Source organism: Paracoccus ferrooxidans, assembly GCF_029909815.1.
GTDB classification, from domain to species: Bacteria; Pseudomonadota; Alphaproteobacteria; order Rhodobacterales; family Rhodobacteraceae; genus Paracoccus; species Paracoccus versutus.
Map to the genome: position 1 here is coordinate 1,915,517 of NZ_CP038198.1, position 17,529 is coordinate 1,933,045.

Below are 17,529 nucleotides of genomic sequence, written 5' to 3' on the forward strand. Positions count from 1 at the left end.
CCCTAACGCGTCGTAACATTTCCATTCCGTCATGTTGTCGCTAACGGCTGGCTCCTGGCACCCACAGGATATCCTGCGCGCCGTTTTCATTGGCGACGCGCCCCGCCACGAACAGCCAGTCCGACAGGCGGTTGAGATATTTCACGGCGGCCGGATTCGCATCCTCGGCCGCCGCCAGCGCCACGGCGGCGCGCTCGGCCCGCCGCGCCACGGTGCGCGACAGGTGCAGATGCGCCGACAGCGCCGAGCCGCCCGGCAGGATGAAGCTGCGCAGGGCCGAAAGCCCGGCGTTCATCGCGTCGATCTCGGCCTCGAGCCGCGCGACCTGGGCGTCGATGATGCGCAGCACCGGATAGGGCGCCTCGGCATCCTCGTCCATGCGCGGGCGCGAGAGGTCCGCGCCGAGGTCGAAAAGATCGTTCTGGATCACCGCGATGCGCGCCGCGATCTCGCCCGCGGCATGCAGTCGCACCAGGCCCAGCGTGGCATTGAGCTCGTCCACCGTGCCATAGGCCTCGACCCGCAGGGAATGCTTGGGCACGCGCTCGCCGTTCGACAGCGCCGTCTCGCCCTTGTCGCCGGTGCGGGTGTAGATCTTGTTCAGCACGACCATCAGCTGCTCCTGACCCAGAGATAAAGCAGGAAGACCGCGATGGCGATGGCCTGGGCGATGATGCGCCAGCGCATCATGCGGTTGCCGTGCTTGCGGTTGAATTCGCCGCCCTTGGCGAAGCCGCCGATGCCGGTGGCCAGGATCACCACCACGGCAAGGCAGCAGATCGCGAGCAGGTAGAAAAGCGGTTTGTCATGCATGGGCGGGCCCTTTCGGCGCGAAGCCTAGCTGCGGCGCGCGAACCAGTCCAGAGCGCGCGTGGAAAGAAGCCGCCGCCCGATGCCCGAGACATGGGTCGGCGTGGTGACGTAATAGCGCGGCCGCGGGCGCGGGCTTTCCAGCGCCTGGGCGATGCGGGCGCTGACGGCCGCGGGCGGCAGCTCGAAGCGGTCCTTCCTGGCCGCCGGCTCGTAGAGGCGCTTCAAGAGCGTGCGCCGGTATTGCTCGGCCCGCGGGCTGGACCGCCAGTCGATCCAGCGCTCGAAATGCGGGATCGAGTTCTGGCGGATCTTCGTGCCGATGGGACCGGGCTCGATCAGGATGAAGCGCACCCCGGTATCGGCCATCTCGACGCGCAGCACGTCGGTCAGCCCCTCGAGCGCGAATTTCGTCGCCACATAGGCGCCGCGCCAGGGGATGCCGACCAGGCCCAGGACCGAGCTGATGTTCACCACCCGCCCGCCATGCGCGCGGAAATGCGGGATCAGCCGGCGGGTCAGGTCATGGGTGCCGAAGAGATTGGCCTCGAAGATCGCCCGCAATGCGCCGCGCGGCAGATCCTCGGCGGCGCCGGGGATCGCGAAGGCGGCGTTGTTCACCAGCGCGTCGATGCGCCCCAGCGCCAGCGCCGATTCGGCGCAGCGGGCGACGCTGTCCTCGCAGCCCAGTTCCAGGGGCAGGGTGTCGAAACCCTCGGCGCGGCGGGCCTCGATGTCCTCGGGCTTGCGGCAGGTGGCGATGACGCGCCAGCCGCGCCCGCGCATGTGCCGCGCCGCGTCCAGCCCGATGCCCGAGGAACAGCCGGTGATCAGAACGGTCTTCATGCGCGCCTCCTTGCCGGATGGGGTTCTGCGCCATGGCCGGGTCTTGCGCAAGCCGCGCATTTCCGGCTGGACCGGGGCGGCGCGCGGGCCTATTCAATCGGCCATGTCCGACGATCCGAATGTTCCCGATCCGACCCCGCCCGATCCCAGCGCGGATCAGACCAGCTCCGAGCCGCTGTCGCGCGCCATCGGCGAGCGTTACCTGACCTATGCGCTGTCCACCATCATGAACCGGGCGCTGCCGGATGCGCGCGACGGGCTGAAGCCGGTGCATCGCCGCATCCTTTACGCCATGCGCGAATTGCGGCTTAGCCCGACCGGCGCCTTCCGCAAGTCGGCCAAGATCAGCGGCGACGTGATGGGCAACTATCACCCGCATGGCGATGCCGCGATCTACGACGCCATGGCGCGGCTGGCCCAGCCCTTTGCCATGCGCTATCCGCTGGTCGACGGGCAGGGCAACTTCGGCAATATCGACGGCGACAACCCCGCCGCCAGCCGCTATACCGAGGCCCGGCTGACCGCGGCCGCCGAGGCGCTGATGGAGGGGCTGGCCGAGGACGCGGTCGATTTCCGCCCGAACTACGACGGCACGCTGGAAGAGCCCATCGTGCTGCCCGCCGCCTTCCCGAACCTTTTGTGCAACGGCGCCAGCGGCATCGCGGTCGGCATGGCGACCAACGTGCCGCCGCACAACCTGCACGAGGTGATCGACGCCTGCCTGCATCTGATCAAGGCGCCGGATGCGCGCGACGACACCCTGGTCTCGATCGTGCCGGGGCCGGATTTCCCGACCGGCGGCGTGCTGGTCGAATCGCGCGAGACCATCGCCGAGGCCTACCGGACCGGCCGCGGCAGCCTGCGGCTGCGGGCGCGCTGGTCGGTCGAGGATCTGGGCCGCGGCCAGTGGCAGGTCGTCGTCACCGAGATCCCCTACCAGGTGCAGAAATCCAAGCTGATCGAGCGGCTGGCCGAGGTGATCCAGCTGAAGAAGGTGCCGATTCTGGCCGATGTGCGCGACGAATCGGCCGAGGACATCCGCATCGTGCTGGAGCCGCGCACCCGCGCCGTGGACCCCGAGCAGCTGATGGCGGCGCTGTTCCGCGTCAGCGACCTGGAAGTGCGCTTCGGGCTGAACATGAACGTGCTGATCGACGGGCGCGTGCCCAAGGTCTGCTCGCTGAAAGAGGTGCTGCGCGCCTTCCTCGACCACCGGCGCGAGGTGCTGGTGCGGCGCTCGAACCACCGGCTGGACAAGATCGCCGCGCGGCTCGAGGTGCTGGAGGGCTACATGATCGCCTTCCTGAACCTCGACCGGGTGATCGAGATCATCCGGCACGAGGACGACCCCAAGGCGGTGATGATCGCCGAGTTCAAGCTGTCCGAGGTGCAGGTCGAGGCGATCCTGAACATGCGCCTGCGTGCGTTGCGCCGGCTTGAGGAAATCGAGCTGCGCGCCGAGCACGAGAACCTGACCCGCGAGCGCGAGGGCCTGGCCGCCATGCTGGCCGACGAGGGCGCGCAATGGGCGAAGATTGCCGAGGAGTTGCGCGAAACGCGGGCGAAATTCGGCAAATCCGCCCCCGGCGGCCAGCGCCGCACCGAGATCGGCGAAGCGGGCGAGGTGGCCGAGATCGACCTGGACGCCATGATCGAGCGCGAGCCGATCACCGTGATCCTGTCGAAGATGGGCTGGATCCGCGCCATGAAGGGCCACCAGCCGCTGGACGCCGAGGTCAAGTTCAAGGATGGCGACGGCCCCTTCATGGCGATCCATGCCGAGACCACCGACAAGCTGATGGTCTTTGCCGCCAACGGCCGCTTCTATACCCTGCCGGCGAACAACCTGCCCGGCGGGCGCGGCATGGGCGAGCCCCTGCGGCTGATGATCGACCTGCCCAACGATGCCGCGGTGATCGACCTCTTTCCCTGGCGCGAGGGCGAGCGCTACCTGGTCGCCTCGAAGGCCGGGGACGGGTTTATCGTGGCGGCCAGCGACATGCTGGCGCAGACCCGCGCCGGCAAGCAGGTGCTGAACGGCGAGGCGTTGCTCTGCCGCCGCGTGACCGGCGACCATGTCGCGGTGGTGGGGCAGAACCGCAAGCTGCTGGTGTTTCCCCTGTCCGAACTGCCGGAAATGGCCCGCGGCAAGGGCGTGCGCTTGCAGAAATACAAGGACGGCGGACTGTCGGACGCGGTCTGCATCACCCTGGCCGAAGGGCTGCGCTGGCAGGAAACCGGGGGCCGGACGCGCAGCGAACCGGACCTGTCCGAATGGCTCGGCAAGCGGGCGGGCGCAGGCTATATGGCGCCGCGCGGCTTTCCGCGCGACAACAGGTTCAATTGAAAAAGGGCGGGTCTGGTCCCGCCCTTTACGCTAGCTGTTCACGCTCGGCGCGGGGGCCGGGCTTTCGGTCGGCGTGGTCGCCGCCGTTTGGTCGCTGGAGACCTTCTTGTGGCCGGGGCAATCCGCAAGCGCGGGAATGGCGGCCATCGAGAAAGCCAGCGCGAGGGCGACGGTCTTGCTGATCATCATCGGCTCCTTCGTGCGGTTCAGGCATGCCGGACAGGCCTGAGCGCAGGCCTCGACACGCTTTCAGCCTGACATGCGGGGGCGATTCGATCAATTCCGCTGCCTCAGTCTTCACGAACCTGTTTGCGGCCGGTAATCATCGGCCGCACCAGATCCTCGCGCTTCCAGTAGCGATAGAACAGGATCACCGCGACATGCAGCAGCACCAGGACCAGGATCAGGTTGGCGCCCAGGTTGTGCCAGCCTACCGCCTTGGACCGCGTGGCCCCGCTGACGTAAGAGGCCAAGGGCCCCACGTTGATATAGTCGTCGGGGTCCGAGATCAGCCCGCTGCTGACCTGCGCCGCCAGCACCGCCAGCATGGAGATCACCGACAGCGCGCCCATCGGGTTGTGCCCCGGCCAATAGCTGGGCTCGCGCAGCATCAGGCCGCGCATATAGCCGGCGACGGCCCCCGGCCCGCGGACGAAATGCGAGAACCGCGCCGGGGCCGGACCGACGAAGCCCCAGACCAGGCGAAAGACCAGCAGGCCCGCCACGACATAGCCGCACCAGAAATGCAGCGTCATCCTGGCCGGGCCGAACTGGCCCAGGCCCCAGGCCGCGATGACGAAAAAGGCCAGCAGCCAGTGGAATGCGCGCAGCAGCGGATCCCACAGCCGGACCTCGCGCACCGGGCCTTTCATCAGCTCTTTTCGCGATAATTGTCGTGGCAGGCCTTGCAGGCGCCGCCCAGCTTCTGCACCACCGCGCCGACATCCCCCGCGCCGCCCCGGACGGCATCCGAGGCGCCGGTCGCCGCCTCGCCCAGCCCGGCGAACTTGGTGCGGAAATCCTCGGGGTTGGACCAGATGTCGGGCTTGGCCGCGCTGTCCTGGGCCTCGGACGAGCTGCTGCCTTCGATGAACAGGCTCGGCAGGTCGTATTGCACCAGCGCCTCGATATTGGCGGCGGCGCGGCTGGCCGCGGTCTCGTCATAGGCCAGGTCGCCCTTGGCCATGCCCGAAAGCGTGCCCATGTTGATGGCCAGCATCTGGTAAAAGCCGTGGCGGGCCTCGATGGCCTGCTTGACCGGGTCGTCCTGGGCCAGGCTGGCCAGCGGAACCGCAGCAAGGGCGGCGGCAGTGAGAATCAGGCGCATGTCGTCGTTCCTTTCATGTGGCATAGGGCTGCAATCGGGTTCGCGCCGCCTCAGAGTTGCACAGCCCGTCCCGCCTGCCAACGCATCCGGCGATGCCATTTTCGTGAAAACTCTCTGGTTCGGCGGGGTTTTCCGTTCGCGGAACCGTGGTTTTTTCACCGCCCGACGGTGCGGGTGGTCAGGATTTGGGCAAAACCGCTCTCATCGCGTTTGCGCGGGGCTGCGGCGCTTGCGCCCTGCCGCGCGCCGGGTGCAGGCTGAAATGGACGGGGCATTATCCCGTTACCCCGCGCCGCACGGGGTGCTTCATGAGCGACCGCCGTCCATGCCGCGTCTCCTCCCTCCGCGCGGGCATGGGCGGCGGCTTTTTCAGCCCGCCGGGATGCGCAGCTTCAGGCAATGCCGCAGCCGCCCGCAGGGCCGGGCGTCCATGATCCAGCCATCCGGCGCCGCCAGATAGGCGCGGATCGTCGCCGCGATGTCGCCCGCATCCGCGGGGCGCAGGTCGTGGAACAGATAGGCGCCGCGCCCCGGCGCCTGCAGCGCCATCAGCGCCGGCCGGGCATCGCGGGCCCGCAGCGCGGCGCGGCGCAGCGCGATGTCGGGGCCAAGCGTGCGCAATGCCTCGGCCAGCGCATCGGCATCAGCGCCCGGCGGCAGGGTCACCGTGACCGGCATCGGTCCAGCAGATAGACGTCCATGATCCAGCCATGCTCGGCCCGCGCGCGGGCGCGGGTTTCCAGGATGCGGCCCGCGACCTCGGGCAGCGGCCCGGAGATCAGGATCTGCTCGCGCATGCCCAGGAATGCGCCCCACCAGATATGCAGCCCCTGGGCATCCAGGCTTTGGAACGAGCATTCCCCGTCCAGCATGACGACCAGCCGGTCCACGGCCTCGGGCCAGCCAAGGTCGCGGATCTGCCGGCCGGTGGTGATCAGCACCGGCGCCGCCACCGCGTTCAGCGGAATGGCATGGGCGGCGCAAAGCGCCTGGATCGCGGTGATGCCGGGGATCACCCGCAGGTTCAAGGGCAGGCGCCGCGCCACCCGTTCCGCGATGCGCAGCGTGCTGTCGTAAAGCGAGGGGTCGCCCCAGACCAGCAGCGCCGGGCGGATGGCGCCATGGGCGCGGATCACCTGTTCCCAGCGCGCGGCGATGGCGTCGTGCCAGGCCTCGACGCCCTGGCGGTAGCCGTCCGAGACGTCGCGCGCGGGCATGTCAAAGACGGCCAGCGGCGGCGGGCTGACCAGCACCTGCCGGCAAAGCGCCTGGCGCAGCTCGGCCAGGTCGGCCTTGTCCTCGCCCTTCGAGGGGATCAGGATCAGGTCGGCATCGGCCATGGCGGCCACGCCCTCGCGCGTCAGGTGGCCGGGGCTGCCGGTGCCGATGCCGATCAGCGCAAGCTCGATCATGGCGCCTCTCCGATCAGGTGGAAGAAGGTGCCGGTGGCATGGCCGCGGCGCGAGCCGGTCTCGGGCACCGCATCGCCATTGGCGTCAGTGACGCGGGCCAGCGGTGCGTCGGGCTGGGCCAGGATGGTGGCATAGTGGAACTCGTGCCCGGCCAGCGGCTGCGCATAGAGCCCGGCCAGCGGCTCGGCCCGGCGATAGCCCAGGTGCATCCGGCGCCGCTCGTAGCTGGTCTCAAGCCCCAGCAGCCCGGCCATTTCGTGCCGGGTGCCCTGGGCATCGACCAGCCCGGCGCCCATGGCCATGTAGCCGCCGCATTCGCCATGCACCGGCCGCGTCTCGGCAAAGCGGCGCAGCCCCTGGCGAAAGCGGCCGGCCGCGGCCAGCCGGCCCGCATGCAGTTCGGGATAGCCGCCGGGCAGCCAGCAGGCCCCGGCGCTGTCGTCCGGCGCCTGGTCGGCCAGCGGTGAAAACGGCAGGATCGTCGCCCCCGCCCCCCGCCAGCCGGCAATGAGATGCGGATAGACAAAGGAAAACGCATCATCCTGCGCCAACGCGATGCGCTCGGCCGGCGGTGGCAGCGGGCGAAACGGCTCGGCCGCGATACCGCCCGCGGCGGCGGCGATGATGGCGTCCAGGTCCAGGTGCCGCGCCGCCGCCGCGCCCGCGGCCGCCAGCAGCGCCCCAAGCGTCGCATGTTCCTGTGCCTGCACCAGGCCCAGGTGCCGCTCGGGCAGTTCGATCCCGGCTTCGCGCGGCAGCACGCCCAGCACGGGGATGGCCAGTGCGTCCAGCGCGTGCCGCATCAAGGCTTCGTGGCGGGGCGAGGCGACGCGGTTCAGCACCACCCCCGCGAGATGCACGTCGCGGCGCATCTCGCGAAACCCCAGCGCCACGGCGCCGGCGGATTGCGCCTGCCCCTTGCAATCCATGACCAGCACCACCGGCCAGCCGGTCAGCGCGGCGATGTCGGCGCTGGCGCCATTGCCGCAGCCGCCCGCATGCGCCACGCCGTCGAACAGCCCCATCGAGCCCTCGGCCAGCGCGATATCCGCCCCTCCGGCCGTGCCGATCAGATGCGCGATCTGCGCCCGGCCCATGGCCCAGCTGTCGAGGTTATAGGATTCGCGCCCCGCCGCTGCGCGGTGAAAGGCGGGGTCGATATAGTCCGGCCCGCTCTTGAAGGGCTGCACCACCAAACCGCGCGCCCGCAAGGCCGCGATCAGCCCCAGCGTGACCGTGGTCTTGCCGGACCCCGAGGCGGGGGCGCTGACGACAAGGCCCTTCATTCGGGGAACCTCGGCGCGGTGCCGACGGGGCGAAAGCGGCGGTCGTAATCGCCGGCATAGAGCCGGCTTTCGTCGAAGCCCTCGGCCGCCAGCGCCGGGCCGACCAGAATCAGCGCCGTGCGCTCGCCCGCGCCGATGGCGGGGTCCAGCGTGCCCAGCGTGGCGCGAATGATGCGCTGGTCGGGCCAGCTGGCGCGGAACACCACTGCGACCGGGCAACCCTCGCCGTAATGCGGCACCAGTTCCGCCTGCACGCGGTCCAGCACATGCACCGACAGGTGGATGGCCAGCGTGGCGCCGGTGGCGGCGAAATTGGCCAGGGTCTCGCCCGCGGGCATCGATGAGGCGCGGCCCGAGGTCCGGGTCAGCACCACCGATTGCGCGACGCCGGGCAGGGTCAGTTCCGCCCCCAGCGCCGCGGCGGCGGCGGCGAACGAGGGAACGCCCGGCGTCACGTCATAGGGGATGCCAAGGTCGCGCAGCCGCCGCAATTGCTCGCCCATGGCCGACCAGACCGACAGGTCGCCCGAATGCAGCCGCGCCACGTCCTGGCCCGCCTGATGCGCGGCGGCGATCTCGGCGATGATCTGGTCCAGGTCCATGGGCGCGGTGTTCACGATCCGCGCGCCGGGCGGGCAATGGCTCAGCAGCGCTTCGGGCACCAGCGAGCCGGCGTAAAGGCAGACCGGGCAGGCGGCGATCAGGTCGCGGCCGCGCAGGGTGATGAGGTCGGCCGCACCGGGGCCGGCGCCGATGAAATGGACGGTCATGCGGGGTCTCCTTCTGCGACGGCGGCGGTGGCCATGCCGTCTTGCGATGTCACGCGCGGCGCGACGATGCGCGCGCCGGGGCCAAGCGCAGCCAGCGCCGCCGCCTCGGCCAGCGAGCCGGTGCCAAGCCGCGCCAGGATGCGCGGCGATTGCGTGGGGGTGGCGATGCCGGCGACCTCGACCGCCAGCAGCGGCAGGCCGGTCCGGGCGGCCAGCGCCCGCATCACCGGCGCATCCGCCTTGGCCGGGCTGGTTGCCAGGGCATCCGCCGCGCCGGCGCGGGCCAAGGCGTCGCTGAGCGAGGCGAGGCTTGCCGCCTGCCGAAAGCCGATGCCCGCGACCCTCATGGCCAGCTCCATTGCGTGACGCTGCGCGCCGGGGTCCAGCCGCGCATCCGGCCCAGCGGCGCGGCTTCCTCCAGCGCGATGCGGGTCAGGCTGCCACCACGCGCGGCGTGAAGGGCGATCAGCAGCGCCTCGGTCTCCAGCGTCACCGCGTTCACCACCAGCCGGGCCGGGGGCAGGGCGTCGATCAGCGTGGCCGAAGCGCCGCCGCCGACGAAGATCGCGTCGGGCGGCGGCAGGCCCGCCAGCGCCTCGGGCGCGCTGCCGTGCAGGGCACGCATCCGGCCGGCCAGCCCGAAGCCCTCGATATTCGCGGCGATATTGGCGATGCGGTCGGCGCGGGGCTCGACGGTCACGGCGCGGCCGCCGTTCAGGCACCACTCGACGCTGACCGAGCCCGAGCCGCCGCCGATGTCCCACAGCATCTCGCCCCCCCGCGGGCCAAGCGCCGCCAGCGTCATCGCCCGGACGCTGCGGCGGGTGATCTGGCCGTCATGGGCGAAACTGTCGTCGGGCAGGCCGAAGCCGCGCGGCAGGCCGGCGCCCGGCGGCAGGTCCGTCCCGTCCAGCGCCACCGCGACCGGGGCGGCGCAGTCCAGCGCGAAGCCCTGGGCGCGGGCCTGCCGGATGCGTTCGCGCGGGCCGCCAAGCGCCTCCAGCACCACCATGCGCGTCGCGCCCAGCCCCTGTGCCACCAGCCACTCCGCCAGGGCGGCCGGGGCGGCGCCGTCGCGCAGCAGGCAGATCGCCCGCGCGCCGCGCGCCATCACCGGGCGCAGCCGGGCCAGGGGTGCGGCGTGCAGGCCAAGGCAGGCGACCTCTTCCAGCCGCCAGCCCAGCCGTGCCGCGGCCAGCGGAAACGTGCCGGGCGCGGGAAAGGCCCGCCATTCGCCGGGGTCCAGAACGGCGGCGATGCTGCCGCCGGCGCCGTGCCAGAACGGATCGCCCGAGACCAGCGCCGCCACGCCTTGCCCGCGCAGGGCCAGCAGCGGGGCCAGGTCGAAGGGCACCGGCCATTCCCGGCCCCGCGGCCCCGCGATCCCCGCCAGGTCCAGGTGCCGCGGCGCGCCGAAGACGATTTCCGCCCGATCCAGCGCATCGCGGCTTGCAGGCGGCAGGCCGGCAAGGCCATCTTCCTGGATACCGATGATGGAAAGCCAGGGTTCAGGCATGACGCGCATCCTTTTGCTGGGCGGCACCACCGAGGCGGGGGCCATGGCCCGCGCGCTGGCCGAGGCCGGCCTGGATGCGGTCTATTCCTATGCCGGCCGCACCGCCAACCCGGTGGCGCAGCCCCTGCCCACGCGCATCGGCGGCTTCGGCGGGCCCGAGGGGCTGGCCGACCATCTGCGGGCCGAGCGCATCAGCCATGTCATCGACGCCACCCATCCCTTTGCCGAGGGCATGAGCCGCAATGCCGTCGCCGCCTGCTGCGCGACCGGCACGGCGCTGATCGCGCTGGAGCGGCCGCCCTGGGTGGCCGAGCCGGGCGACCGCTGGACCCGCGTCGCCGATTACGAGGCCGCCGCCCGCGCGCTGCCGGGCGACGGCTCGGCGGTGTTCCTGGCCATCGGGCGGCAGAACCTGCAGCCCTTCGTCGGGCTGAACCATGTCTGGATGCTGCGTTTCGCCGAGGTGGCGGCGCATCCCTTGCGCGACGCCACGCTGATCGTCTCGCGCGGGCCGTTCACCGTCGCGGGCGACATCGCGCTGATGCGGCGCCACGCCATCGCCCATGTCGTCGCCAAGAATGCCGGGGGCCAGGCCGCCCAGGCCAAGCTGGCTGCCGCCCGCGCGCTGGGCCTGCCGGTGGTGATGATCGACCGTCCCGTGCTGCCGCTGCGCCGCGTCGTCGCCACGCCGGCCGAGGTGATGGCCTGGCTTCATGGCACGGATCGCGGCGTATAGACCCAGGGGCCGACCCGGCGGGTGGCGCTGTTGCCCAGGATGACGACGGTGCGCATGTCGGCCATCTCGGGGCGGGCCTCGGCCAGGGTGACGGTGCGGATCGCCTCGTCCGGGGTCGAGACGGCGCGGGCGAAGCAGATCAGCCGGTCCGGCCCGCAAGCCTCGCGCAGGATCTCCAGCACGCGGGCGAACCCCTCGGGCCGGGCCTTGGAGCGCGGGTTGTAGAAGGCCATGGCGAAATCCGCCTCGGCCGCCAGCCGCAGGCGCTTTTCGATCAGCGCCCAGGGCTTGAGATTGTCCGACAGGTTGATGGCGCAGAAGTCATGGCCCAGCGGCGCGCCCAGCCGGGCGCTGGCGGCCAGCATGGCGGTGATGCCGGGCAGGATGCGGATCTCGGGGGCGTCCCCGCGCCCCTCCAGCGCCTCGAACAGCGCCGAGGCCATGGCAAAGACCCCCGGATCGCCCGAGGAGACCACCACGACCCGCTTGCCCTCCGCCGCCAGGTCCAGCGCGAAGCGGGCGCGCTCCAGCTCGACCCGGTTGTCCGAGGGGTGCAGCGCCAGACCCGCGCGCGGGGCGACGCGGGCGACATAGGGGATATAGCCCACGATGTCGGTGGCCTGGGCCAGCGCCGCCCGGACCTCGGGCGTGACGAGATCGTCCGCGCCCGGCCCCAGGCCCGCCACCGCGACCCAGCCGCTCATTCCGCCGCATCCGCCGCAGAATCGGACAGCGGGCGGCGGCCGTTGCCATGCACCAGCACGGTGGCGAAATAGGGGCAGGCGTCCAGGTCGGCCTGCGCCAGCCGCGTCACGCGCTGGTTGGGCATGGTGCCGCGCTCGACCAGCCAGGCATCGGCCATGCGGCCGGCCGCGGCCAGCGCGCGGGCGATCTTGGGCAGGTTGCGGCCGGTCTTCATCACCACCACCGCATCGGCGGCGCGCATGTGGCGGGCCAGTTCCGCCTCGGGCAGGGTGCCCATCAGCACCGTCATCGCATCGTCGCCCCAGGTCATCGGCTGGCCGATGGCGTTCCAGCAGCCGGTCATGCCGGGGATGCCGGGGATGATCTCGACCGTGACGATGCCTTGCAGCCGGGCATGCAGATGCATGAACGAGCCGTAGAACAGCGGGTCGCCCTCGCACAGCACCACCACGTCGCTGTCGGCGGCCAGGGCGGCCAGCCGCGCGGTCCAGTCGTCGTAGAAACCCGAAAGCAGCCGGTTGTATTCCGGGCTGTCGAAGGGGATCTCGGTCGTGACCGGATATTCCATCGCATGTTCGACCACGTCCGGGGCCAGCATCCCTGCCACGATGCGGCGGGCCTGGCCGGCGCGGCCCTTCTTGCGGAAATAGGCGATCTGCCGCGCGCCGCGGATGGCGCGGTCGGCGCGGACCGAAATCAGGTCGGGATCGCCGGGACCGAGGCCCGCGCAGATGATCTTTCCGGTTCGGGGGCCCATGGCTATTCCTTTCGGCTGGCCAGCGCGTTGACGGCGGCGACGGTGATGGCCGAGCCGCCCAGCCGCCCGCGCACGATCAGCGCCGGCGCCGGCAGGTCGTCCATCAGCGCGGCCTTGGATTCCGCCGCGCCGACGAAGCCCACCGGGCAGCCGATGATCGCGGCCGGGCGCGGGCAGGCCGGATCGCGGAGCATGTTGAGCAGGTGGAACAGCGCCGTCGGCGCATTGCCGATGGCGACCACGGCGCCATCCAGGTCGTCGCGCCACAGCTCCAGCGCCGCGGCGCTGCGGGTGTTGCCCATCCGGGCGGCGAGGTCCGGCACGCGCGGGTCTTGCAGCGTGCAGATGACCCGGTTTTCGGCGGGCAGGCGGGCGCGGGTGATGCCCTCGCTGACCATGCGCGCGTCGCAGAGGATCGGCGCGCCGCCTTCCAGCGCCTGGCGCGCCGCCGCGGCCATGCCGGGCGAGAATGCCACGTCGCGCTCCAGCCCCACCAGCCCGGCGGCATGGATCATGCGCACGACGACGGGCTCCTCTTCGGCGGTGAAGCGGGCGAGGTCGGCCTCGGCCCGGATGGTGGCGAAGGACTGCGCGTAGATCCGGGCGCCGTCGGTTTCGTATTGGTGCAGCATCGGGGTTCCCTGGGATTTTCGCGGCTATCTCATGCAAGCGGGCATTGGGCAAGGTCAGAGCGGGATGCGATGCGGCGCAAGCCCGCCCTGCGCGGCGGGATCGCGGGTGCCGCCGTCCCGGATCAGGTCGAAGCGGTCGGGCGCGGTGGCGACCAGCGTGACCGAGGCCGCGCCCCGATGCGCGCAGCCCTTGGCGCAGCCGCTGACATGCAGGCTTTGGCCGGGGGCAAGGCGCGGGGCGAGGCTGCGGGCCAGGGCGCGGACATCGGCCAAAGCCTGCGGGCAGCCGGGCGCGCCGGTGCAGGCATGGATGCGCAGGAGCGGGTCGTGGGGGTCGAGGATCGCGCCCTTGATCCGCGGGCGGGCCGCGCCTTCGATCAGCAGCGCGCGCCAGGGGGTCAGGCGCAAGGGGCCGATCGCGGCGGCGGCGGCCAGCTGCGCCGGCGTGATCTGGCCGAAGGCGAAGCCCAGCAGCCAGCCGTTCGGTGCCGGGCCGGGGTCGGGCGGATGGGCGCCGGCGGTTCCGGTGGCGCTGTCGCATGGGTATTTGGGCAACAGAGAAGACGGCAGCGGGGTCGCGCCATGGGGCGGGGCGGGGGCGCGGCGCAGGTGGTCGCGCATCCGCCCGCGGCCGTCCTGCACGCCGCCTTGCATGAACCAATGCGCCAGGGCGATGGCGCGGGTGGCGGCCTGGGCGGTGTTATCGGCCTTGAGCGCCCAGTCGGCGCCGTCCGGCAGGATCAGCCAGCCTGGGCCCTGCGGGCGCAGCCTGATGTCCGCGGGCGTGTCGGCCAGCACCGGCGGGTCGGCATCGACGGCAAAGCCGAACTTGCCGGGCACCTGCGGCGCATCGGGCGCGGTCATCGCCTGGGCGATGGCCTCGGCCAGTTGCCAGGCCGGGCCGCCCATCGGGGCGAAGGGCGACAGGATCACGTTGCGCCGTGCCTCGGATTCTGGGTCGTCGTCGATCAGGCCGATGCCGGCCAGGGCGGCGACGGTCGCCGCATGGCCGGAAGGGTCCAGCCCGCGCAGTTGCAGGTTGGCGCGGCTGGTCAGGTCCATCAGCCCGTTGCCGTGCCGGGCCGAGAGTGCCGCGATCAGCCGTGCCTGGTCCGGTTCCAGCCGGCCGTTCCGCGCCCGGATGCGCAGCACCAGCCCGTCGCCCGATTGCATCGGCCGCAGCGCGCCGGGGCACCAGCCCTTGACGGCGAAGCTCATGGCGCCAGCTCCGCCAGGACCGAGTTGCGGCGGCTGACCCAGAGGCCCGATTCGAGCAGCCGCGCGAAAAGCGCGCGCATGGCGGCGAGCGCGGCGGGGTTTTCGCGTTCCATGAAGGCCAGGACCTCGGGCCGGCCCAGCGTGGCGTCGTGATAGAGGTCGAAGAGATGGCCGGGCACCACGCCGGCCAGGTTGGCGAAGGCGGCCATGTGGTCCAGCGTCGCCGCGATCTCGGCCGCGCCGCGAAAGCCGTGCCGCATCATGCCGTCGGCCCAGGCCGGATTGGCGGCGCGGGCGCGGGTGACGCGGGCGATTTCCTCGGCCAGGGTCCGGGCCCGCGGCTGGTCCGGGCGGGTGGCGTCGAGGTGGTAGAGCGCCGGCCGCGCGGCGCCGATCCGCGCCATGGCAGCGGCGAAGCCCGCCTCATGCGCGGCATAGTCGCCGGCCAGCAGCAGGTCGGATTCCGGCAGGTCCTGCGCATGGACGAAGGCATCGGCCTGGGCCAAGCGGTCGCGGATCGCCTGCGGCTGGTGGGTGATCCGGCCATCGGCGGCGATGGCATGGGAGGAGGCGGCCAGCCAGGCCTCGCCCGCCGCCTGCCGCGCCTCGTCGGTGAAGCTCTCGGCCAGGTCGGCGATGCCGAGGCCGTAAAGGCCGGGCCTGGGGCCGAAGACGCGGGGCGCGCGGTTGCGATAGGGGTTGTCGGTTGGGGTTTCGTCGCGGGCCGCCAGCGCCTCGGCCCCGGTCTCGAAAAGCTGGGCGAGGCCGGGGAAGATGTCGCGAAACAGGCCCGAGACCCGCAGCGTCACGTCGATCCGCGGCCGGCCAAGCTCGGCCAGGGGCAGGATCTCGATGCCCGCGACCCGGCCCGAGGCGCCGTCCCAGCGCGGGCTGAGGCCGGCGAGATGCAGCGCCATGGCGAATTCCTCGCCCGCCGTGCGCATGGTGGCGCTGCCCCAGAGGTCCACGACCAGGCCGCGGGGCCAGTCGCCATGGTCCTGCAGGTGGCGGCGCAGCAGTTCCTCGGCCAGTTTCACCCCCTGGGCATGGGCATTGCGCGAGGGCACGGCGCGGGGATCGACGGTGAAAAGGTTGCGCCCGGTCGGCAGCACGTCCTGCCGCCCCCGCGCCGGCGAGCCCGAGGGGCCGGGGGCGACCCGCTGGCCGGCCAGCGCGCGCGCCAGCCCTTCGCGTTCGGCCGCGCCGCAGGGGCCGGTGCCATAGACATGCAGCCCGTCGCCGAAGCGGCTGTCCTTGAGATCGCAGAGGAAGCGGTCGATCAGCGGGATCGCCTCGGCCGCCGCGGCGTCGGGGGGCAGGCCCAGGTCGGTTTCCACCCCGGCGGCGCGGGCCTCGTCGCGGATCGCCGCGATCAGCCGGTCGCGGCGGCGCGGGTCCAGCCCGTCGGCGGTGGAATATTCGTCGAGCAGCCGTTCCAGATGCGCGAGGTTCTCGGGCACCGCGGAATCCGCCAGCGGCGGCGGCAGGTGGCCCAGCGTCACGGCGGAAAGCCGGCGCTTGGCCTGCGCGGCCTCGCCCGGATCGTTGACGATGAAGGGATAGACCACGGGCAGGTCGGCCAGCAGCGCCTCGGGCCAGCATTCGTCCGACAGGGCAACCGACTTGCCGGGCAGCCATTCCAGCGTGCCATGCGCGCCCATGTGGATCAGCACGTCCGCCTGCGTGCGCAGCCACAGGTAGAAGGCGACATATTCATGGCGCGGGGTGCGCGTCAGGTCGTGGTAGTCGTCGGCGCGGGTCTTTGCCTCGCCGCGTTCGGGTTGCAGGGCGATCAGGTCGGCGCCGTGGCGGAGGGCGGCGAAGCGGAAGCCGTCGGGGGGCTCGCCCCATGCGGCGGCGAGGTCGTCGCGCAGGCGTTGCGGCAGGCGGGCCAGCGCCCGGCGGTAGTCCGAGAGCGGCCAGTGGATGCGCTCGGCGGTCAGCCGCCGGCCCAGGTCGTCATGGGAAAGCCCGAGGATCGCGCCGCAGGAGGCCAGCGCGTCCAGTCCGACCGCATGGGCCAGCTGATGCGTCTTGCCGGGATAGGTGGACAGCACCACCGCGCGGCGTGTCGCCTGCCGCAGCCGGTGCCAGGCGGTGATCCGCGCCACCGCCGCGTCGATGCGGTCCGGGTCGGGGGCATGGATCACGCGGGCGAATTGCAGGTCGGGGTCGCGCTCTTGCGGTTCCTTGAAGCTGATCGCGCCCAGGAATATGCGGCCGTCCACCTCGGGCAGCACGACATGCATCGCCAGGTCGGCGGCGGAAAGCCCGCGGTCCTCGGCCGCCCAGAGGGCGCGGGGCGCGGTGGACAGCGCCACCTGAAAGACCGGGCAATCCGTGCCGTCGAAGGGCGTGGCGCCGGCATCGTCGCGGGCGGAAAAGGCGGTCAGGTTCACCACCGCGACAAGGCCGGGCAGGTGCGGCGCCAGCCAGTCGGCAAAGCCCGGCGCCTTCAGCGAGGGCGCAAAGACCCCGGTCGCGGCAAAGCCGGCCGTGCGCAGGGCGCGGATCATCGCATCCACCGGCGCAAGGTCCGCCGCGGTCAGGTAGCTGCGATAGAAGCTGACCAGCACGCCGGGTTCGGGGTCGGGCCGGGGGCGGTCGATGACGCCGCGGTCGGGATCGTAGAAGCCGAAGTCAGGGATCGTGGCCTGCCCCTGGACCGGGGCGGCGGGCAGGCCGGCGGCCCCGGCCAGTTCCGCCAGCGCCATCTGCGCCGCGACCGCGCCGCCCTGGTCGCAAAGCGCCGCCAGCCGATGCAGCAGCGGCAGCGGCAGGGTGGAAAACCGCTCCAGCGTCGGGTCGGGACGCCCGTCCGCCGGCAGGAAGGCCAGGGCGATCCCGCGGCGGCGGGCCAGATCCTGAAGGCTGGCGACGCCGTAATGCCAATAGGGCTCGCCGCCGATCAGCCGGACCAGCACGGCGCGGGCGCCGGAAAGCGTTGCCTCGCAATACTGATCGACCGAGACCGGGTGCCGCAGCGCCGAGAGGTTGCACAGCCGCAGCGAAGGCAGCCCCCCGGCAGCGCGATGCCAGCCCGCCGCGAAAGCGCCGAGGTCGCTGTCGGAATAGGACAGCACGACCAGGTCGGCGGGGCCTTGGCCGGGGTCGGTCGGAACCTCGGTCTCTTCCAGCCCACGGCTTTCGCGGAAGACGACATGCAT

19 protein-coding genes are annotated in these 17,529 nt (G+C 71.9%); 2 read left to right on the forward strand and 17 right to left on the reverse strand.

Features of this window, described 5'->3' with window-relative positions; all coding sequences use genetic code 11:
* Positions 1-40: 40 nt before the first annotated feature.
* From E3U26_RS09605 to E3U26_RS09615, 3 genes are read right to left on the reverse strand one after another with little or no spacing between them, the layout of a single operon-like run.
* A complete protein-coding gene (locus E3U26_RS09605; protein ID WP_036752137.1) occupies positions 41-613 on the reverse strand; it encodes a cob(I)yrinic acid a,c-diamide adenosyltransferase in 573 nt (190 codons plus the stop codon).
* Positions 613-813 carry a twin transmembrane helix small protein gene (locus E3U26_RS09610; protein ID WP_036752134.1) on the reverse strand — a complete coding sequence of 67 codons (201 nt, stop codon included), beginning with the start codon at positions 811-813 and terminating at the stop codon, positions 613-615. The genes E3U26_RS09605 and E3U26_RS09610 overlap by 1 nt, the downstream gene beginning before the upstream one ends.
* Before the next feature lie 24 nt (positions 814-837).
* Positions 838-1,656 (reverse strand): SDR family NAD(P)-dependent oxidoreductase, encoded by an 819-nt coding sequence (locus tag E3U26_RS09615; RefSeq protein WP_114534993.1) that lies wholly within the window; start codon positions 1,654-1,656, stop codon positions 838-840.
* Positions 1,657-1,759: 103 nt separating this feature from the next.
* On the opposite strand from E3U26_RS09615, the gene parC reads away from it, so the two are divergent.
* The gene (gene parC, locus E3U26_RS09620) at positions 1,760-4,003 is read left to right on the forward strand and encodes a DNA topoisomerase IV subunit A (protein ID WP_243783721.1); all 2,244 of its coding nucleotides are present in this window, start codon (positions 1,760-1,762) and stop codon (positions 4,001-4,003) included.
* A 30-nt stretch (positions 4,004-4,033) separates the two neighbouring features.
* Here the strand turns inward: parC and E3U26_RS09625 are convergent, their stop codons facing one another.
* The 9 genes from E3U26_RS09625 to cbiE form a co-directional block, all read right to left on the reverse strand.
* The gene (locus tag E3U26_RS09625; RefSeq protein WP_157034061.1) at positions 4,034-4,192 is read right to left on the reverse strand and encodes a hypothetical protein; all 159 of its coding nucleotides are present in this window, start codon (positions 4,190-4,192) and stop codon (positions 4,034-4,036) included.
* Positions 4,193-4,293: 101 nt separating this feature from the next.
* Complete coding sequence (locus E3U26_RS09630; RefSeq protein ID WP_243783537.1) at positions 4,294-4,875, reverse strand: cytochrome b/b6 domain-containing protein; 582 nt, start codon at positions 4,873-4,875, stop codon at positions 4,294-4,296.
* Entirely contained in the window at positions 4,875-5,330 is a 456-nt protein-coding gene (locus tag E3U26_RS09635) for a c-type cytochrome (protein ID WP_072461125.1), read from the reverse strand. Before E3U26_RS09635 ends, E3U26_RS09630 begins: the two co-directional genes overlap by 1 nt.
* Positions 5,331-5,699: 369 nt before the next feature.
* Entirely contained in the window at positions 5,700-6,008 is a 309-nt protein-coding gene (locus tag E3U26_RS09640; RefSeq protein ID WP_276241690.1) for a DUF1636 family protein, read from the reverse strand.
* Positions 5,993-6,742 carry a precorrin-6A synthase (deacetylating) gene (cobF, locus tag E3U26_RS09645; RefSeq protein WP_243783539.1) on the reverse strand — a complete coding sequence of 250 codons (750 nt, stop codon included), beginning with the start codon at positions 6,740-6,742 and terminating at the stop codon, positions 5,993-5,995. Before cobF ends, E3U26_RS09640 begins: the two co-directional genes overlap by 16 nt.
* A complete protein-coding gene (locus E3U26_RS09650; protein ID WP_243783540.1) occupies positions 6,739-8,028 on the reverse strand; it encodes a cobyrinic acid a,c-diamide synthase CobB in 1,290 nt (429 codons plus the stop codon). The genes cobF and E3U26_RS09650 overlap by 4 nt, the downstream gene beginning before the upstream one ends.
* Positions 8,025-8,798: a precorrin-4 C(11)-methyltransferase gene (gene cobM, locus E3U26_RS09655; protein ID WP_243783541.1), complete on the reverse strand. Its 774-nt coding sequence runs from the start codon at positions 8,796-8,798 to the stop codon at positions 8,025-8,027. The genes E3U26_RS09650 and cobM overlap by 4 nt, the downstream gene beginning before the upstream one ends.
* Positions 8,795-9,145, reverse strand: a complete 351-nt coding sequence (locus tag E3U26_RS09660; protein WP_243783542.1) for a cobalamin biosynthesis protein — start codon at positions 9,143-9,145, stop codon at positions 8,795-8,797. Before E3U26_RS09660 ends, cobM begins: the two co-directional genes overlap by 4 nt.
* Positions 9,142-10,314, reverse strand: coding sequence for a precorrin-6y C5,15-methyltransferase (decarboxylating) subunit CbiE (cbiE, locus tag E3U26_RS09665; RefSeq protein ID WP_243783543.1), 1,173 nt, complete (start codon positions 10,312-10,314; stop codon positions 9,142-9,144). The genes E3U26_RS09660 and cbiE overlap by 4 nt, the downstream gene beginning before the upstream one ends.
* On the opposite strand from cbiE, the gene E3U26_RS09670 reads away from it, so the two are divergent.
* Entirely contained in the window at positions 10,313-11,050 is a 738-nt protein-coding gene (locus tag E3U26_RS09670) for a cobalt-precorrin-6A reductase (RefSeq protein ID WP_243783544.1), read from the forward strand. The genes cbiE and E3U26_RS09670 overlap by 2 nt on opposite strands.
* On the opposite strand, the gene cobJ is transcribed toward E3U26_RS09670, so the two are convergent.
* The 5 genes from cobJ to cobN are packed head-to-tail and all read right to left on the reverse strand — an operon-like array spanning position 11,026 to position 17,529.
* On the reverse strand, positions 11,026-11,754 hold the full coding sequence (gene cobJ, locus E3U26_RS09675) for a precorrin-3B C(17)-methyltransferase (RefSeq protein ID WP_243783545.1): 729 nt from the start codon (positions 11,752-11,754) through the stop codon (positions 11,026-11,028). The genes E3U26_RS09670 and cobJ overlap by 25 nt on opposite strands.
* Entirely contained in the window at positions 11,751-12,512 is a 762-nt protein-coding gene (locus E3U26_RS09680) for a precorrin-2 C(20)-methyltransferase (RefSeq protein WP_243783546.1), read from the reverse strand. Before E3U26_RS09680 ends, cobJ begins: the two co-directional genes overlap by 4 nt.
* 2 nt (positions 12,513-12,514) lie before the next feature.
* Positions 12,515-13,144: a precorrin-8X methylmutase gene (locus tag E3U26_RS09685; protein ID WP_243783547.1), complete on the reverse strand. Its 630-nt coding sequence runs from the start codon at positions 13,142-13,144 to the stop codon at positions 12,515-12,517.
* A gap of 54 nt (positions 13,145-13,198) precedes the next feature.
* Positions 13,199-14,362, reverse strand: coding sequence for a ferredoxin-like domain-containing protein (locus E3U26_RS09690; RefSeq protein ID WP_116223091.1), 1,164 nt, complete (start codon positions 14,360-14,362; stop codon positions 13,199-13,201).
* Complete coding sequence (gene cobN / locus E3U26_RS09695; protein WP_243783548.1) at positions 14,359-17,529, reverse strand: cobaltochelatase subunit CobN; 3,171 nt, start codon at positions 17,527-17,529, stop codon at positions 14,359-14,361. Before cobN ends, E3U26_RS09690 begins: the two co-directional genes overlap by 4 nt.